General features: G+C 57.3%; 16 protein-coding genes and 1 tRNA gene. 3 read left to right on the forward strand and 14 right to left on the reverse strand.

Features of this window, described 5'->3' with window-relative positions:
- Positions 1–2: 2 nt before the first annotated feature.
- Genes SK62_RS16630 through SK62_RS16645 form a run of 4 tightly spaced genes read right to left on the reverse strand, consistent with a single transcriptional unit; the run spans position 3 to position 4,002 of the window.
- A complete protein-coding gene (locus SK62_RS16630) occupies positions 3–641 on the reverse strand; it encodes an NADH:ubiquinone reductase (Na(+)-transporting) subunit D (RefSeq protein WP_003863219.1) in 639 nt (212 codons plus the stop codon).
- On the reverse strand, positions 634–1,428 hold the full coding sequence (locus SK62_RS16635; protein ID WP_047718567.1) for a Na(+)-translocating NADH-quinone reductase subunit C: 795 nt from the start codon (positions 1,426–1,428) through the stop codon (positions 634–636). Before SK62_RS16635 ends, SK62_RS16630 begins: the two co-directional genes overlap by 8 nt.
- Positions 1,421–2,656 carry an NADH:ubiquinone reductase (Na(+)-transporting) subunit B gene (locus SK62_RS16640; RefSeq protein WP_015571375.1) on the reverse strand — a complete coding sequence of 412 codons (1,236 nt, stop codon included), beginning with the start codon at positions 2,654–2,656 and terminating at the stop codon, positions 1,421–1,423. The genes SK62_RS16635 and SK62_RS16640 overlap by 8 nt, the downstream gene beginning before the upstream one ends.
- 2 nt (positions 2,657–2,658) lie before the next feature.
- The gene (locus tag SK62_RS16645; RefSeq protein ID WP_023295963.1) at positions 2,659–4,002 is read right to left on the reverse strand and encodes a Na(+)-translocating NADH-quinone reductase subunit A; all 1,344 of its coding nucleotides are present in this window, start codon (positions 4,000–4,002) and stop codon (positions 2,659–2,661) included.
- A 300-nt stretch (positions 4,003–4,302) separates the two neighbouring features.
- Between SK62_RS16645 and dpaA the strand changes: the two genes are divergently transcribed.
- Complete coding sequence (gene dpaA / locus SK62_RS16650; protein ID WP_006810008.1) at positions 4,303–5,043, forward strand: peptidoglycan meso-diaminopimelic acid protein amidase; 741 nt, start codon at positions 4,303–4,305, stop codon at positions 5,041–5,043.
- Here the strand turns inward: dpaA and SK62_RS16655 are convergent.
- Together SK62_RS16655 and lpcA are read right to left on the reverse strand one after the other, a co-directional pair.
- Complete coding sequence (locus SK62_RS16655) at positions 5,014–5,781, reverse strand: class II glutamine amidotransferase (RefSeq protein ID WP_017383120.1); 768 nt, start codon at positions 5,779–5,781, stop codon at positions 5,014–5,016. The two genes, dpaA and SK62_RS16655, sit on opposite strands and share 30 nt — an antisense overlap.
- Positions 5,782–5,829: 48 nt before the next feature.
- Positions 5,830–6,408 (reverse strand): D-sedoheptulose 7-phosphate isomerase, encoded by a 579-nt coding sequence (lpcA, locus tag SK62_RS16660; RefSeq protein WP_003863232.1) that lies wholly within the window; start codon positions 6,406–6,408, stop codon positions 5,830–5,832.
- 239 nt (positions 6,409–6,647) lie between these two features.
- On the opposite strand from lpcA, the gene fadE reads away from it, so the two are divergent.
- Together fadE and SK62_RS16670 are read left to right on the forward strand one after the other, a co-directional pair.
- Positions 6,648–9,092, forward strand: coding sequence for an acyl-CoA dehydrogenase FadE (gene fadE / locus SK62_RS16665; RefSeq protein ID WP_039271628.1), 2,445 nt, complete (start codon positions 6,648–6,650; stop codon positions 9,090–9,092).
- Between the two features lie 107 nt (positions 9,093–9,199).
- Positions 9,200–9,970, forward strand: a complete 771-nt coding sequence (locus SK62_RS16670; protein ID WP_017383119.1) for an amidohydrolase — start codon at positions 9,200–9,202, stop codon at positions 9,968–9,970.
- 85 nt (positions 9,971–10,055) lie between these two features.
- Here SK62_RS16670 and SK62_RS16675 read toward each other — a convergent pair whose 3' ends face one another.
- The 8 genes from SK62_RS16675 to SK62_RS16710 form a co-directional block, all read right to left on the reverse strand.
- Positions 10,056–11,657: a gamma-glutamyltransferase family protein gene (locus SK62_RS16675; RefSeq protein WP_039271630.1), complete on the reverse strand. Its 1,602-nt coding sequence runs from the start codon at positions 11,655–11,657 to the stop codon at positions 10,056–10,058.
- Positions 11,658–11,666: 9 nt separating this feature from the next.
- Positions 11,667–12,542, reverse strand: coding sequence for an ABC transporter permease (locus SK62_RS16680; protein ID WP_015571381.1), 876 nt, complete (start codon positions 12,540–12,542; stop codon positions 11,667–11,669).
- 2 nt (positions 12,543–12,544) lie between these two features.
- Positions 12,545–13,486 carry an ABC transporter permease gene (locus SK62_RS16685; RefSeq protein WP_015571382.1) on the reverse strand — a complete coding sequence of 314 codons (942 nt, stop codon included), beginning with the start codon at positions 13,484–13,486 and terminating at the stop codon, positions 12,545–12,547.
- 18 nt (positions 13,487–13,504) lie between these two features.
- Positions 13,505–15,019, reverse strand: a complete 1,515-nt coding sequence (locus SK62_RS16690) for an ABC transporter substrate-binding protein (RefSeq protein WP_072204272.1) — start codon at positions 15,017–15,019, stop codon at positions 13,505–13,507.
- Between the two features lie 2 nt (positions 15,020–15,021).
- Positions 15,022–16,104 (reverse strand): ABC transporter ATP-binding protein, encoded by a 1,083-nt coding sequence (locus SK62_RS16695; protein ID WP_047718566.1) that lies wholly within the window; start codon positions 16,102–16,104, stop codon positions 15,022–15,024.
- Positions 16,101–17,114, reverse strand: coding sequence for an ABC transporter ATP-binding protein (locus tag SK62_RS16700; RefSeq protein WP_047718564.1), 1,014 nt, complete (start codon positions 17,112–17,114; stop codon positions 16,101–16,103). Before SK62_RS16700 ends, SK62_RS16695 begins: the two co-directional genes overlap by 4 nt.
- The gene (locus SK62_RS16705; RefSeq protein ID WP_015571386.1) at positions 17,111–17,830 is read right to left on the reverse strand and encodes a FadR/GntR family transcriptional regulator; all 720 of its coding nucleotides are present in this window, start codon (positions 17,828–17,830) and stop codon (positions 17,111–17,113) included. Before SK62_RS16705 ends, SK62_RS16700 begins: the two co-directional genes overlap by 4 nt.
- A 387-nt stretch (positions 17,831–18,217) precedes the next feature.
- Positions 18,218–18,294 (reverse strand) — tRNA-Asp (locus SK62_RS16710).
- Positions 18,295–18,317: the final 23 nt, after the last annotated feature.

Below are 18,317 nucleotides of genomic sequence, written 5' to 3' on the forward strand. Positions count from 1 at the left end.
GGTTACTCCTTTTCCTGCTGTTCAGGCTTCAACGTACGAATCAGCCAGATCAGCAAACCGATAATGAAAAATGCGCTTGGGGCCAGCAGGAACAGGCCGTTCGGCAGATACCAGCCGCCGTTCTGTACCGTATCCAGCACCGGAATGCCAAACAGCTTGCCGCTGCCAATAAGTTCGCGCAGGAAACCAACCGTCAACAGGATCACGCCGTAACCCAGGCCGTTGCCAATACCGTCCATAAAGCTCGCCAGCGGTGGCATTTTCATCGCATAGGCTTCAGCACGCCCCATCACGATGCAGTTGGTGATTATCAGGCCGACAAACACCGAAAGCTGCTTTGAGGTTTCATAGGCGAAGGCGCGCAGGAGCTGATCGACCACGATCACCAGCGAGGCGATAATCGCCATCTGCACGATGATCCTCACGCTGTTGGGTATGTGGTGGCGGATCATTGAGATAAACATGCTGGAAAACGCTGTCACCAGCGTTACCGCCAGCGTCATGACCACCGCCGTTTCCAGCTTGGTGGTCACCGCCAGCGCCGAGCACACCCCCAGCACCTGTAGCGTTATCGGGTTATTGGCTAACAGCGGGCCAATCAGCACCTTTTTAACTTCTTTCAGTTCACCCGTATCAGCCATTATTCAGCGCTCCTTCACGTACATTCTTCAGGAAGGGACCAAAGCCCAGTTCACCCATCCAGAAATCAAAGCTGTGCTGCACACCGTTAGAGGTGAGCGTGGCACCGGAAAGGCCATCAACGGCAAATTCATCGCCGGGACGCGCGCCCCCTTTCACCACCTTCAGCACAGGCTGGCCGTTGTCGTCGAGCACTTTTTTACCAACAAACTGTGCCCGCCAGTTAGGGTTCTCAACTTCGCCCCCCAGCCCTGGTGTTTCGCCCTGATCGTAATAAGTAATGCCTTTCACCGTACGACCATCGGTATCCAACGCCACAAAGGCGTACATCATTGACCATAAACCGTTGCCATAGATGGGCAACACGATTTCCTGGATGCGCTTTTGCTCGTCACGGACGAGGTAAATCTCCGCGACATTGCTGCGGCGCTTAATGCCTGCCGGATCCTGCGAGGCGTCAAGCGTGGTGCTCATCTGCGGATCTTTTAGCGCCAGCGCCTGGTTGTATTTCGCCGGGTCTTTATCCATTAACTCCCCGGTTTTTAAATCCACCAGCCGTGCGGTAATACGTTCGGCAAACACCGCTGCGACGTCATCCTTCGTCATGCCTTCCTGCATCAGCCCGGCCACGGCCAGGATGTTACGCTGTTTATCCAGCGCTCGTTGCTCCTGCTGTAGCGGTTTTAACCCTACGGCAGAACCGGCCACGACAATGGAACAGACCAGACACAGTACCAGCACCACCAGCAGCGTTTTGCTGATGCTGTCGTTATTTTTGATCTCAGCCACGCGCCTTCCTCCGCTTAATGTTGGCGCGCACGACCAGGTAGTCGAACAGCGGCGCAAACAGATTGGCAAACAGAATGGCCAACATCATCCCTTCCGGATAAGCCGGGTTGACCACGCGAATCAGTACACACATCACCCCAATGAGCGCGCCGTAACACCATTTACCTCTGTCGGTAAACGAAGCCGAGACCGGATCGGTGGCCATGAACATCATGCCAAACGCAAAGCCTCCCAGCACAAGGTGCCAGTACCACGGCATGGAGAACATCGGGTTTGTGTCTGAACCAATGAAGTTGAAAAGCGTGGCGGTGAGTACCATCCCGAGCATGACGCCTGCGACAATGCGCCAGGACGCCACGCGGCCAAAGAGGATGATGGCCCCGCCGATCAAAATCATCAGGGTAGACACTTCACCGATGGAGCCTGGAATATTGCCGATAAACGCATCAAACCAGGTGACAGGCTGTCCGGTTGCATTATTGACCAGCGTTTCGCCGCCGCCAGCCGCCCACTGTGAAAGTGGCGTCGCGCCGGAGAATCCGTCTGCTGCCGTCCACACCAGGTCGCCCGAGATTTGCGCCGGATAAGCAAAGAACAGGAACGCGCGCCCTGCCAGCGCCGGATTGAGGAAGTTGCGTCCGGTCCCGCCGAAGATCTCCTTGGCAATCACCACGCCAAAGCTGATCCCCATCGCCGCCTGCCAGAGCGGCAGCGTTGGCGGAACAATCAGCGCAAACAGAATAGAAGTAACAAAGAAGCCCTCGTTGATCTCATGTTTGCGAATAATAGCGAACAGCACCTCCCAGAAACCGCCCACGATAAAGACAGTCATATAGATAGGGAGGAAGAAGACAGCGCCCAGCGTCATCATGCTGACCCAGCCGGCATCTGCCGCAAAGCTCACCCCCAGCGACTGCGCCAGACGATAGTGCCAGTCAGACTGAATCACCTGCGCCAGCTGCTCTGCATCGTACATATGGTGCAGCGCCGGAATAGTTTGCAACCCAACGTTATACATCCCCCAGAACATGGCCGGGAAGACCGCAAACCAGACCAGAATCATCATTCGCTTGAGGTCGATGGCGTCGCGAACGTGCGCCGCGCCTTTCGTCACCAGACCCGGCGTGTAGAAAATGGTCGTTGTCGCTTCATACAGCGGGTAGTACTTTTTGAGCTTCCCTTCGGTAAAGTGCGGCTCAATTTTTTCAAAGAGGTGTTTTAAGCCCATGATTATCCTTCCTGCTCAATGCGGGTTAACACCTCGCGCAATACGGGTCCATATTCGTATTTACCTGGACACACGTAGGTACACAGCGCCAGATCTTCTTCGTCCAGCTCCAGACAGCCCAACGCCTGGGCACCGTCGGTATCGCCGGCCAGGAGATCGCGCAGCAGCACGGTGGGCAGAATATCCAGCGGCATCACGCGTTCGTAGTTGCCAATCGGAACCATGGCGCGCTCACCGCCGTTGGTACTGGTGGAGAAGTTAAACAGCTTACGACGCAGGAAGTGGCCGAGCGTGGTGCGCGTTACCGAGTATTTTTCTGCACCAGGCAGTACCCAGCCGAACAGCTCTTTCTCGCGTCCTTCAAGCACCACGCTCACCTGAAGATGGAAACGACCCAGCCAGGCCATCGGGCCTGTCGCGTGCCTTCCGCTCAGCACCGAACCGGAAATAATACGGTTTTCACCCTCTTTCGTTTCGCCAGCCAACAGCGCCGTCAGGTCCGCCCCAAGCAGCGTGCGAACCAGACGCGGTTGGGTTGCCTGAGGGCCGCCGATGGCAATAATGCGTTCTGCGCACAGCTCACCCGTGGTGAACAGCTTACCGATAGCGATCACGTCCTGATAATTAAGATGCCAGACCTGTTTCGTCAGGCTTACCGGCTCCAGGAAATGAATATGCGTTCCCACCAGCCCGGCCGGATGCGGGCCGGCAAATTCATTAAAGGCTACCTGCCCTTGCGGATGCCCGCCCAGCTTACCGCCGCTGGCCTGACAGACATGCACTTTGCCCGGCGTCAGGCGCGTTAACACGGTGAGGCCGGCATCGAAAGCTTTGCGTTCAGCCAGGATAAGAGGCTGCGGATCTGCGCTGAGCGGGTTGGTGTCGATGGCCGTGACGAAGATAGCGGCCGGCACAGTGCCAGGCACGGGCGTTTTGCTATAGGGGCGCGTGCGAAGCGCCGTCCACAGTCCCGACTCCAGCAGTTGCGTCTGCACCGCGTCGTGGCTGAGGGTGGCAAGATCGGCGGCGTCAAAACGCGCAAATTCGCGTTTCTCATCGCCTTCAATTTGAATAACAACCGATTGCAGGACGCGACGCTCACCACGATGGATGGCGACAACGGTGCCGCTGGCTGGGGCTGTAAACATAACGCCAGGATTTTTTTTATCCTCGAAGAGCGCCTGGCCTTTTATTACGCGATCGCCTTCCTGTACCAGCATCGCGGGACGCATGCCCACGTAATCATCACCTACAATAGCGACATGATGAATACTGGCGCCGGTGGTAACGTGCTGTTCAGGCACGCCAGAGATTGGCAGATCGAGTCCTTTTCTGATTCTAAACATGTGGTTAGCAGGTATCCATGAACAACAATCCAGAGAGGCCGGAGTGTACCATTTTCGGCCCTGCCAGGGGCAGTAAATCCGCCGTCTGGCGCGCCGAAATGCGAGCTATTGCGCAAAGTTCCTGGAGTCAGGACATTATGAATGGGTTATAAAGTAAAACTAATTTGTAAACGCAAAGGTTGGCTCTTGCGAAAATCTCCATCGGTGCTAATGTGAGCGCTCCTGTCCAGATTAGTCTGATTTCGGGTGTCTTTTGCCGTTCTGGCAAGTTGGTCATTGTTTTATCAAGGAACCAGTAGTATGCGTAAAATCGCATTGTTCATTGCGATGCTTCTGATACCGTGCATGTCGTTTGCCGGGCTGCTTGGCAGTAATAGTTCAACGACGCCGGTCAGCAAAGAGTATAAACAGCAGTTGATGGGATCCCCGGTTTATATTCAAATCTTCAAGGAAGAGCGCACACTCGATCTGTTTGTCAAAATGGGCGAGACGTATCAGCTGCTCGATAGCTACAAAATCTGTAACTATTCTGGCGGGCTGGGGCCGAAACAGCGCCAGGGTGACTTCAAAAGTCCGGAAGGGTTTTACAACGTTCAGCGTAACCAGCTAAAACCGGACAGCCGGTTCTATAAAGCGATTAACATCGGTTTCCCCAATGCCTTCGACCGTGCACACGGTTACGAAGGGAAATACCTGATGATTCACGGTGCCTGCGTGTCAGTCGGTTGTTATGCGATGACGGATTCCGGCATTGATGAAATCTTCCAGTTTGTCACGGGCGCACTGGTCTTCGGCCAGCCGAATGTTCAGGTCAGCATCTACCCGTTCCGTATGACGGATGCGAACATGGCGCGCCATAAGTACTCTGTTTACACAGATTTCTGGAAACAGCTAAAACCGGGCTATGACTACTTCGAGCAGACCCATAAGCCGCCGGTGGTGTCCATCGTCAATGGCCGTTACGTGGTGAGCAAACCGCTCAGCCATGAAGTGGTTCAGCCGCAGCTGGCGTCAAATTACGCGGTCCCCGAGACAAAATAGCGCCCACTCGCCTGGCATGATCTTTTGCCAGGTTTCGTTGCCGGTCAGCGGCTGCGTTGCAATGACAGTGACCACATCGTTCGGTGTGGTCTCCTTCTGAAAATCAATTTCCACATCCTGATCGAGCAGCGTGGCGACGCCAAACGGCGCACGTCGGGTGATCCAGAAAAGATTCGTCGAGCAGAACGCCATCACGTAGCGCCCGTCAGACAGCAGCATATTAAAGACGCCCTTCTCGCGTAACTCAGACGCCAGTGACGCTATGTACTTAAAAACGGCGGTCATGTTGCCGGGCGTACGGGGGTAGCGCTCAGTCAGCTTGTGCAGCAGCCAGCAAAATGCTTTTTCGCTGTCCGTTTCACCGACAGGACGAAAATTGCCGGTTTCCAGTGATTTATAGCCCGAGAGCTGCCCGTTGTGCGCATAGGTCCAGTTACGGCCCCACAGTTCACGGGTAAACGGATGGGTATTTTCCAGCGCCACTTCGCCGCGATTTGCCTGGCGGATATGGGCGATCACCGAACAGGATTTAATAGGATAGTCCTGCACCAGTCTGGCAATGGGTGAGTTAAAGCTGGGTTGTGGATCTTTAAACGTGCGACATCCTTTGCCTTCGTAGAAGGTAATACCCCAGCCGTCTTTATGCGGCCCGGTTCCTCCACCGCGCTGAACCAGTCCGGTAAAACTAAAGCAGATATCGGTTGGCACATTGGCGCTCATCCCGAGCAGTTCGCACATAGATCACCTCCACAACAGCGGGGGGCACCGGCGCCCCCCAGCGAAGTCTTACTTAACCATCTCTTTTTCGATCAGTTGGATCAGGATGTGGATCACTTTGATGTGAATTTCCTGAACGCGATCCGCATAACCGAAGTGTGGTACACGGATTTCAATGTCCGCTGTACCGTCCATCTTACCGCCATCTTTCCCGGTCAGGGTGATCACTTTCATGCCCTTCTCACGCGCGGCGGCGATCGCTTTGATCACGTTAGCAGAGTTACCGGACGTGGAGATACCCAGCAGCACGTCGCCTTCACGGCCTACGGCTTCAACGTAGCGGGAAAAGATATGGTCGTAACCGAAGTCGTTGCCTACACAGGAGATGTGGCTCACGTCGGAAATCGCAATCGCCGGGTAGCCCGGACGGTTTTCACGATAGCGTCCGGTCAGCTCTTCGGCGAAGTGCATGGCGTCACAGTGGGAACCGCCGTTACCGCAGGAGAGCACTTTACCGCCGGCTTTGAAGCTGTCGGCAAGCAGGACCGCCGCGCGCTGAATAGCGTGAATATTGGCATCATCTTTCAGAAAATTCGCCAGCGTTTCCGCCGCTTCGTTCAGTTCGTTACGAATAAGATCCTGGTACATGAGGATAATCCTTCAGTATTGATGAAATAACACAGTGGAGTGTACCGGATAGCAGTAAAAGCGAGAAGCTAAAGCCATGCGAATCGTCCGGCGTTTTGATTTTTTGTGCCGGCTAAAACGCGAACAATGTGAACCAGGTTGTAATTATTTTGTAAACACATTGCTAAAGGAAATGACATCAACTACAACCATATCATCACAAGTGGTCAGACCTCCTACAAGCAAGGGAGCTTTTCTTTATGATGATTTTGAGCATTTTCGCAACCGTTGTGCTGCTCGGTGTGTTGTTCTATCACCGTGTCAGTTTATTCCTGAGTAGCCTGATTCTTCTGGCCTGGACGGCTGCACTTGGCGTCGCTGGTCTGTGGAATATCTGGGTCCTTGTTCCCCTGGCCATCATTTTGCTGCCGTTCAACCTGACGCCGATGCGTAAGTCGATGATCTCTGCGCCGGTGTTCAGGGGATTCCGTAAAGTGATGCCGCCGATGTCGCGTACAGAGAAAGAAGCGATTGACGCCGGTACAACCTGGTGGGAAGGCGATCTGTTCCAGGGCAACCCCGACTGGAAAAAGCTTCACAACTATCCGCAGCCGCGTCTGACCGCCGAAGAACAAGCCTTTATTGATGGTCCGGTAGAAGAAGCGTGCCGCATGGCAAACGACTTTGCCATCACTCACGAAATGGCCGACCTGCCGCCTGAGCTGTGGGCATACCTGAAAGAGCATCGCTTCTTCGCGATGATCATTAAGAAAGAGTACGGCGGTCTGGAATTCTCCGCTTACGCTCAGGCTCGCGTACTGCAAAAACTGGCGGGTGTCTCCGGGATCCTGGCGATCACCGTTGGCGTGCCAAACTCCTTAGGCCCGGGCGAGCTGTTACAGCATTACGGTACAGAAGAGCAGAAAGATCACTACCTGCCGCGTCTGGCGCGTGGTCAGGAAATTCCGTGCTTCGCGCTGACCAGCCCGGAGGCAGGCTCCGATGCCGGCGCAATTCCTGATACCGGCGTGGTTTGCATGGGCGAATGGCAGGGCCAGCAGGTGCTGGGCATGCGCCTGACCTGGAACAAACGTTATATCACCCTCGCACCTATCGCCACGGTGCTGGGCCTGGCGTTCAAACTCTCTGACCCGGAAAAACTGCTGGGCGGTGAAGAAGAGCTGGGTATTACCTGTGCGCTGATCCCAACCTCAACCCCGGGCGTTGAAATTGGTCGCCGTCACTTCCCGCTGAACGTACCCTTCCAGAACGGTCCTACCCGCGGTCAGGATATCTTTGTCCCGATTGACTACATCATCGGTGGCCCGAAAATGGCCGGGCAGGGCTGGCGTATGCTGGTGGAATGTCTGTCTGTGGGCCGCGGCATTACCCTGCCGTCGAACTCAACAGGCGGTCTGAAATCGGTGGCGATGGGGATTGGGGCTTACGCGCATATCCGCCGTCAGTTCAAAATCTCCATCGGCAAGATGGAAGGTATCGAAGAGCCGCTGGCGCGTATTGCGGGCAATGCCTACGTGATGGACGCCGCAGCCTCGCTGATTACCTACGGCATTATGCTGGGCGAAAAACCCGCCGTGCTGTCGGCGATTGTGAAGTATCACTGTACCCACCGCGCACAGCAGTCAATTATTGATGCAATGGATATCGCAGGCGGTAAAGGTATCATGCTCGGCGAAGGCAACTTCCTGGCGCGCGGCTATCAGGGTGCGCCGATTGCCATCACCGTGGAAGGGGCAAACATCCTGACCCGCAGCATGATGATCTTCGGCCAGGGTGCGATTCGCTGCCATCCGTACGTGCTGGAAGAGATGGCTGCCGCGCAGAATAATGATGTGGATGCCTTCGACAAGCTGCTGTTCAAACATATCGGTCACGTCGGTAGCAACAAGGTGCGCAGCTTCTGGCTGGGCCTGACGCGCGGGCTGACCAGCGCGACGCCAACCGGCGATGCGACCAAACGTTACTACCAGCATCTGAACCGTCTGAGCGCCAACCTGGCCCTGCTGTCTGACGTTTCCATGGCGGTGCTGGGCGGTAGCCTGAAGCGTCGCGAACGCATCTCCGCCCGTCTGGGTGATGTGCTGAGCCAGATCTTCCTGGCCTCTGCGGTGCTGAAACGCTACGACGATGAAGGCCGTCAGGAAGCGGATCTGCCGCTGGTGCACTGGGGCGTTCAGGATGCGATGTATCAGGCCGAACAGGCGATTGACGATCTGCTGGCGAACTTCCCGAACCGCTTCGTAGCGGGTGCCCTGCGCACGGTGATCTTCCCGACCGGTCGTCATCACCTGGCGCCGTCCGACAAGCTGGATCACAAAGTGGCAAAAATCCTCCAGGTACCAAGCGCAACCCGCTCTCGTATTGGTCGGGGTCAATATCTGGCACCTACCCCGCATAACCCGGTAGGTTTGCTGGAAGAGGCGCTGCTTGATGTGATGGCCGCCGACCCGATTCACCAGAAGATCTGCAAACAGCTGGGCAAAAACCTGCCGTTTACACGACTGGATGAGCTGGCAAAACAGGCGCTGGCAGGTGGCATCATCGACAACAGCGAAGCTGCGATTCTGGTGAAAGCCGAAGAGAGCCGTCTGCGCAGTATTAATGTGGATGATTTCGAACCTGAAGAGCTGGCGACACAGCCGGTAAAGCTGCCAGAGAAACACCGCAAACCTGAAGCGGCATAAGGCCTTTTGCTCCCACAAACCCCGCCCCGCGCGGGGTTTTTTATTGCCACATTTTCTGGTAATGACGTGCTACAGTGTCAAAAAGTGTTTATTAAGGAGCCTGTATCGTGCCTGGTTTAAAGATTTCTGTTTTGCAGCAACCTTTAGTGTGGATGGACGGCCCCGCCAACCTTCGCCATTTTGATCGCCAGCTGGAAGAGATTACCGGACGCGATGTGATTGTCCTGCCGGAGATGTTTACCACAGGTTTCGCGATGGAGGCAGCAAAACAGTCCATGCCGCAGGACGAGGTGGTGGCCTGGATGCACGCCAGGGCGCAGGAAACAAATGCGCTGATTGCCGGTAGCGTCGCACTCCAGACCGGGCGCGGACCGGTCAACCGCTTCCTGCTGGTTGAGCCGGAAGGAAAAGTCCATTTCTACGATAAGCGCCACCTGTTCCGCATGGCGGACGAACATCAACATTATGAAGCCGGAAGCGAACGCGTGGTATTTGAATGGCGCGGCTGGCGTATTCTGCCGCTGGTCTGCTATGACCTGCGCTTCCCGGTGTGGTCGCGCAACCGCAACGATTATGACCTGGCGTTGTACGTCGCCAACTGGCCCGCCCCACGCTCCCTGCACTGGCAGGCTTTACTGACCGCGCGCGCGATTGAAAATCAGGCTTATGTCGTTGGCTGTAACCGCGTGGGAACGGACGGCAACGGGCATCACTATCGCGGTGACAGCCGGGTGATCAGTCCGCAGGGTGAGATTATTGCCACCGCCGAGCCGCATCAGGCAACACGAATTGACGCTGAGATCTCGTTAACGGCGTTAAAGGAGTATCGGGAGAAGTTTCCGGCCTGGCAGGATGCAGATCCGTTTAGCATTGGTTGAAAAAAAGCCGGGTGACGGCTGCGCCTTACCCGGCCTACAAAAAGCACAGCGTAGGCACGGTAAGCGCAGCGCCACCGGGCGTTAATTAACTCACCAGCGCCTGCCCGTCTTTGCGGCTTTCCGTCGCGGCCACGTAGTGCCCTTCCGGCATACGGTAAATCACCTGCGCACCGCCGAAGTTGTAATCCTGAAGCGGATCTTCCACCGCGATCTGATGCCCGCGCTCGCGCAGCGCCGCGATAGTATTGCGATCGAACGTTGATTCGACGATCACCTCCCTGCCCTGCACCACGCGCCAGCGCGGTGCATCGATTGCCGCCTGCGGGTTTTGCCCGTGCAGCATAATGCGCAGCGCCATCTGCATGTGCCCCTGCGCCTGCATCGGGCCGCCCATCACGCCGAAGGACATCAGCGGCTTGCCGTTGCCGTCCATCGCAAATCCCGGAATGATGGTGTGGAACGGGCGCTTGCTGCCCGCCAGCGCGTTCGGGTGCGCAGGATCCAGCACAAAGCCGCAGCCCCGGTTTTGCAGGCTGATCCCGGTATCCGGCACCACGATCCCTGAACCGAATCCCATATAGTTGGACTGAATAAACGAGACCATCATCCCGCTGGCGTCCGCGGTACTGATGTAAACCGTACCGCTCTGCGTCGGGGAACCGTAGACAAAATCAGAGGCGCTATCGTGGTTAATAAGCGCCGCGCGCGACTTCAGGTAATGGTCGCTCAGCAGTTCTTTCGCCGCGAAGGCCATGTGTTCTTCATCCGCCACGTAGCGATCGAGATCCGCCAGCGCCAGCTTCATCGCCTCGATGGAGAGATGAAGAGACTGCACGGAATCCGGGTGATGCTTCTCAATGCCGCACTGCTCAAGAATACCCAGCGCGATCAGCGTGGCGATCCCCTGACCGTTTGGCGGCAATTCCTGAACCGAGCCGCCCGCGAAGTCGCGCGACAGCAGGTCAACCCAGTCCACGCGGTGGTTTGCCAGATCCTCTGCCGTCAGATGCGCACCGTGTTCTTTGGCAAAGGCGGCAATTTTCTGCGCCAGCTCGCCGCGGTAAAACGCGTCACCGTTGGTTTTGGCAATCAGCTCCAGCGAGTTCGCCTGCGCCGGGTTACGGAAGATTTCCCCCACGCGCGGGGCGCGGCCTTCCGGCGCGAAGCAGGCGCTGAAGCCCGGCTGATCTTTCAGCTTGCTATAGCCTCGCTGCCAGAGATGACCAATCAGCGGCGAGACGGGAAAGCCGTTGCGCGCGTAGTCAATGGCAGGCTGCGCCAGCGTGGTCAGCGGCAGCGTGCCGAAGCGCTCCGCCAGCGCGACCCAGCCGGATACCGCTCCCGGCACGGTCACCGCGTCCCAGCCAATTTCCGGCACTGCGCTTTTTCCGGCAAACAGATCCGCATGCCAGCTGGCCGGCGAGCGGCCTGATGCGTTGAGGCCGTGAAGCTTTTCACCGTCCCAGACGATGGCAAAGGCGTCGCTGCCGATCCCGTTGCCGGTCGGCTCAACCACCGTCAGCGCCATCGCGGTGGCAATGGCTGCATCGACGGCATTGCCGCCCAGTTGCAGCATCTTCATCCCCGCCTGCGCCGCCAGCGGCTGCGACGTGGCAACCGCGTTATGGCCCAGCATCGGCGGGCGGCGTGAATCGTAACCGGACGTAAAATCAAGCGCTTTGGTCATCATGACTCCTTAGTCGTGGCGCGGATCGAGCGCATCGCGCAGCCCGTCGCCGAGTAGATTAAAGCCCTGCACGGCAAGGAAAATCGCCACGCCGGGAAAAACGGACATCCACGGAGCCTGCTCCAGAAACCCTTTCGCGGTGTTGAGCATGGAGCCCCAGGACGGATTTGGCGGCTGCTGTCCCAGCCCCAAAAACGACAGGCTGGCTTCGGCGATAATCGCCGAGGCGATCGCCAGCGTGGCCTGCACGAGGATCGGCGACATCACGTTTGGCAGGACGTATTTAATGATGATCCAGCGATCCGGCAGGCCAATCGCCCGCGCGCCGTCGATATACTCTTCGTTGCGAATGGCGATCACCTGGCCGCGCGTCAGCCGGGCGAAGATCGGCATTGCCGAGAGACCAATGGCGATCATCGCATTCGTCAGGCTTGGGCCCAAAAATGCCCCCAGCGCGATCGCCATGATCAGGAACGGACAGGCCAGCAAGGCCTCAATAAAGCGCGAGATCACGCCGTCCCACATCTTCTGGAAGTAGCCCGCCACCAGCCCCAGCGGCACGCCGATGACCACGGCAATAATGACCGACATACAGCCCGCCATCAGCGAGGTGCGCGCCCCCCAAATAATGCGGGATAAGATGTCACGCCCCAGCTCGTCGGTGCCGAACCAGTACATCGCCGACGGCGCTTTGCGCACCGCCAGGAAGTTGGCTTTGACCGGGTCGAAGGGGGCGATCCACGGCGCCAGCAGCGCCACCAGGACAAAAAAGCCCACCACAAGCGCGCCAATCACCGCGCTTTTATTGCCGAGAAATTTCTTCAGCACCCGGTTCTGCGCGCGCGGCAGCGTGGGGGCAACGGTTTGCGTCGTCAGTTCCGCCATGGTTAACCTCGCATTTTCGGGTTGATAAGGACGTAGAGCACGTCGGCCAGCAGATTGAGCATCAGGAAGCCGATCGCCACGATCAGCACCACGCCCTGCACCACCGCATAGTCACGATTGAACACCGAGTCGACGATCATTTTGCCAAAGCCTGGAATGGTGAAGACCTGCTCGGTCAGCACCGCGCCGCCCAGTAGCTCGCCGAACAGCAGCGTGGTGAGGGTGATTACAGGCACCAGCGCGTTGCGAAAGGCGTGCTTCAGGATCACTGCTTTCGGCAGCAGCCCCTTAGCGCGCGCGGTGCGGATGTAATCCGCTTTCAGCACCGCAATCATCGACGCACGGGTATGGCGCATCAGCGTCGCCGCCAGTCCGGTTCCGAGCACGGACGCGGGCAGCAGCAGCGTGCGCAGGTTCTGGATCGGATCTTCACTGAATGGCACATAACCGGACGCAGGTAACCATTGCAAGTTCACCGAAAAGACCAGAATCAGCAGGATCCCCAGCCAGAAGTGCGGAATTGATATCCCCGAGATCGCCACAAAGTTCGCCCCGTGATCGACCCAGCTGTTTTTATTCACCGCCGCAAGGATCCCCATGCTGATGCCAAACACCAGCGCGATGATCATCGCCAGCAGAGAGAGCTCCAGCGTGACCGGCAGCTTGCTGGCAATCAGCTGCGTGACCGGTTCATGCGTGCGCAAGGAGACGCCCAGATCGCCCTGCAGCGCGCGCGTCAGCCAATGGAAATACTGCACGGGGATCGGCGCATCCAGATTAAGCTCAGCACGCAGCTGGGCAATGACCGCCGGATCGCGCTCCTCCCCGGCCATGGCGATCAGCGGGTCGCCGGGCAGCAGCTTTTGCAGCCCGAACACCATCATGCTCACCAGCAATAGCGTCGGGACGGCCAGCAGCAGACGTTTGCAAATCAGTTCCAGCATGGGTTCTCCTCAGGACGTTTATTTTGCCAGCGTCAAACCGGCCAGACGCACGATGCCGTCCGGGTACGGCTTAAAGCCCTGCACGCTTTTGTTCAGGCCAAAAATGCGCGGCTCGAAGTAGAGGTAGGCAATCGGCATGTCGGTCTGGAGCTGCTTCACCACCTTGTCGTACAGCGGCTGGCGTGCGGCCTGGTCGGTGCTCTGACGCGCCTGAGTCAGCCATTCATCGATCTGCGCGTTACTGTAGCGGCCGTCGTTCAGGGTGCCTTTACTGTTGATAAAGCCGTAAATGCTGCCATCCGGATCCGGGCGCCCCGACCAGCCGGAGAAGCTCAACTGGTAGTCACCGCTCTGCTGGCGATCCAGCAGCGTGGCGAACTCGGTCATTTGCAGGTTCAGGTTAAAGCCCGCCTCTGCCACCATCGCCTGCAATACCTGTCCCACCTGCTGCGAGGTTGGGTTGTTTGGCACCAGCAGATTGACGCTCAGCGGCGTGGTCACACCGGCGGCTTTCAGCAGCGCTTTGGCTTTATCGACGTCGCGCGGCGGGACCGGCAGGTTAACGTGGTACGGGCTGACCGGTGAAAACGCCTGATTTGCCGGGGTGTAGAGCCCTTCAAAGACCACCTGGTTTAACGCATCGCGATCGATTGCCTGAGAAAACGCCTCGCGCACGCGGGCATCTTTGAACGGATCGTTGGCCGGCACCTTGCCGTTGTTAATATTGAAGGTGATCCCCTGATAGCCCAGACCGGTGACCTTCGCCAGCGCCAGCTTGCTGTCGGCTTCGACGGTTTTGACGTCGCTGGCGGCAATGCCTTCGGTCAGGTCGAGATCGCCCGCGCGCAGGTTCGCGAGACGCACGGAGGCATCCGGGATCGGCAGATAGATGATTTTGTCGAAGTGATAGGCGTCTTTGTTCCAGTAGTTGTCGAAGCGGGTCAGAACGATGCGGTCCTGCGACACGCGGCTGTCGAATTTGTATGGACCGGAGCAGACGGGATGGGCGGCAAAGTCAGGCTTTTTCGCCGCATCGGGTGCCATCATCGCGCCCGCGCGGTCGGTGAGCTGCATTAGCAGCGCGGCATCCGGTGTTTTCAGGTGCAGCGCAATCTGCATCGGGCCGGTGACCTCGACCGATTCAACGGATGAGATCTCGCTTTTACGCAGGGAGCCTTTGAGGGTCAGGGCGCGGTCGAGGTTGTATTTTGCCGCAGCGGCATCAAATTTTTCACCGTCGTGGAAGGTCACACCTTCGCGTAGATCCATAGTCAGCGTTTTGCCATCTTCGCTCCAGGCCCAGGATTTTGCCAGACCCGGCACCACTTTCAGGTGCTCGTCGACGTCCACCAGCCTGTCGCACAGGGAGGCAAACACGAAACGGCCATAGTAGGTGCGCGCCAGATGCGGGTCGAGCATATCCGGGTCGGCCCCCAGGCCGATCCGCAGCACGCTTTCAGAATGGGCGGGCAGCGCCGCGCCAAGCAACATAACACTTCCCAGTACGGTCAAAAGAGAATTACGCATTGTCATTATCATGAGTTCCTTGAAGGAAGGGAGGAGTGAGTGGCCGCGTGTTCAAACAGCGCGCGGCGGCGCAGAAAAGCGGCGGATGGCGGTGCGATCTGGATAACGCTGCGATCGCGATTGATCTCCTGCCAGCGATGGCAGGCAACCTGACGTCCGCCGTCGAGCACCTGATTAATCGGCTCGATCTGGCGGCATTCATCTGTAACGTAGGGGCAACGGGTGTGGAAACGGCAGCCGGACGGCGGGTTAGCCGGGTTCGGTAAATCACCCTGCAACAGCGGCGTATCCCGCGCTACGCCTGGCTGCATTTGCGGCGCTGAGGCAATCAACGCCTGGGTATAAGGATGCAACGGTGCGTCGAAGATGTCGTCGACGGTGGCCAGCTCGACGATTTGCCCAAGATACATTACCGCCACGCGGTCGCTCATATGACGGATAACCGCCAGCCCGTGGGCGACGATCACCATCGTTAGCCCCAACTGGTGCTTCAGGCTTTCCAGTAAATTAACCACCTGTGCCTGAACGGAAACGTCCAGCGCAGAAACCGGCTCATCACCCAGCAGTAGCTTTGGGCCTGACGCCAGCGCGCGCGCAATGCCGATACGCTGGCGCTGCCCGCCGGAAAATTCGTGTGGATAACGCCCGGCCCAGGCTGAGGGCAAGCCGACCGTCCTGAGTAGCTCGGAGACGCGGTACTGGCGATCCGTTTTTTTCATGTTCTGATGCAGCCACAGCGGCTCACCAACAATTTGCTCCACCGTCATGCGCGGGTTCAGCGAAGCGAAGGGATCCTGAAAGATGATCTGTAGCTCACGCCGGAGCTGGTTCAGACGGGCGCCCGAGGCGTGGGTGATCTCCTCACCCTGATAAAATACCCGCCCTTCGCTGGCGCCCAGCAGGCGCAGCAGCAGACGACCAAGGGTGGATTTCCCGGAACCCGACTCGCCGACAATTGCCAGCGTTTCGCCAGGCATCACCGAAATCGAAACTCGGTCGACAGCGGTGACAAAGCGGGCCGGCGTAAACAGTTTTTTCGGGCCGGGGAAAAGCTTGCTCAGATCGCGGGCTTCAAGAATGGGCATAGTCATGCAGTCTCTCCCAGGGCAATGTGGTGTTCGAGCGGCACGCGGAAGCAGGCAACCTGATGGCCCGTACCGAGCGTAGTGAGCGGTGGTTTTTCAGCATGACAGCGCGTCTGCGCGAAGGGACATCGGGTGGCAAAGCGGCAGCCTTGAGGCATGGATTCCGGCAGCGGGACCGCTCCGGGAATAGTTGATAGCTGGCCTTTACGCGCACCCATAGAAGGAAGGGAACCCATAAGGCCAATGGTATAGGGGTGCTGCGGATCGGCAAACAGGGCTTCAACACTCCCCTGCTCCACTACCTGTCCGGCATACATCACCGCCACCTGCTGCGCGACTTCAGCCACCACGCCTAAATCGTGGGTGATCATCAGCACCGCCGTGCCCGTTTCTTCTTTTAAAGTATTGAGCAGGGAGAGAATTTGCGCCTGAATGGTCACGTCCAGAGCGGTAGTGGGTTCGTCAGCAATGAGTAGTTTGGGATGGTTTATCAGCGCCATCGCTATCATCACGCGCTGGCGCATACCGCCGGAAAGCTGATGCGGGTAAGCCTTAAGGCGCATCTCTGCGGCCGGGATCTGCACCTTCTCCAGGATCTGTAGCGCAACCGTCATCGCCTCAGCCCGGGAGATCGTTTGATGGCGCATCACCGCTTCACTGAGCTGATCGCCAAGCGTGAAGGCCGGGTTGAGCGAGGTCATGGGCTCCTGGAATATCATCGCCAGCTCGCTGCCGCGCAGATCGGCATACTCCCGCGGCGAGAGCTTGCGCAGATCCTGGCGGCGGAAATTCATCTCCCCGCTGACGATCCTGGCGCTGGCAGGTAATAACCCCATCAGCGCCAGGGAAGTGATGCTTTTACCGCAGCCGGACTCGCCTACCAGCGCCAGCGTTTCTCCCGCCCTGACCGTCAGCGAGATATCGTCGAGCACGCTCACCGGCGAGCCCGCGAATTTAACGTTGAGGTTTTGCAGCCGCAGTACGGGCGTGGAGTCCTTAAAGGGTATCGTCGTCATAGCGTGGAATCGTCCTCAAGGTGGATAGCCTGAATCAGGGCGGTTTGCAGGCTGAGCAGGTGTTCGCGCATGGCGGCAGCTGCTTCATTAGGCTGGCGATGAATAATCGCTGACATGATTTTGTGATGGTGGTCGTTGTAGCTATCGACACGTTCAGGGGTGCGGGCAAGTTCGCGTAAATGCTGCCAGCCAGGCTCCCGGCGGACGGCATCTATCGCATCAAAAAGCCCAAGCATCAGGCGGTTACCTGCTGCCTCCGCAATGGCGCGGTGGAAGGCGCTATCCCACAGTTCGTTGAGATCGCGGTCATCCGGGCTGACCTTATTAATGCGTTCCAGCATACGTTGCATGAGCGCGAGGTTTTCCCTGGTGGCACGCAGTGCCGCAAGTCGGGCTAAGCCGGGTTCGAGCTGTAGTCGAGCTTCCATGACTTCCAGCAGGTTGGTTTGCTGAACCAATCCCTGAAGCGCCAACGGCTCAACCGGGGCAGATGGACCAATGAAGGTACCCTTGCCCTGCTTGCGCCAGATACGCCCTTCCTCTTCCAGCACGTCCAGCGCGCGACGCACTTCACGTCGGCCTACGCCGAGAGTGTCCGACAGCTCACGTTCAGTGGGCAGCGGAATGCCTGGTGTTGACTCGTGCTGGTTGATAAGCCCGCGCAGCTGCTCAAGCGCGGTACTGGAATTAGCTAAAAACCGTGAAGGCTTTTCCATATTGGTTCGCTCGCTTTCATCATTGCTTTATTTTTATTAATAATAAGTTATTGATATGACGCAGAACTTAACGTGCTAGTGATTAAGCAATTAACGAACCAATAGCGTATTGGTTCGTTAATTTTCTGAAAAATGATCGGTAACCGAATGATTTCTTACCAATTATTTTACATAATCATTACATAAGAAGATGGGCGCGAAGGTGAGAATGGGCAAGAAACGCACAAAAACAGTGCAAATAACGCACTAAAATCGTGCAATTGTTAATAAAATGCACCGTTTTTATTAACTTGTTGTTAATAAAAATAAAAAGAGGAATAAACAATATTCGAGGGACTATAAAACGACGAAAGCCTGAATCATTTCTGACTCAGGCTTTCTGAATAGTGGCGGAACGGACGGGACTCGAACCCGCGACCCCCTGCGTGACAGGCAGGTATTCTAACCGACTGAACTACCGCTCCACTGTTCCCGTTTGGGGAACGAG

This window comes from Enterobacter sp. BIDMC109 (genome assembly GCF_001037885.1).
Taxonomy (GTDB): domain Bacteria; phylum Pseudomonadota; class Gammaproteobacteria; order Enterobacterales; family Enterobacteriaceae; genus Enterobacter; species Enterobacter hormaechei_C.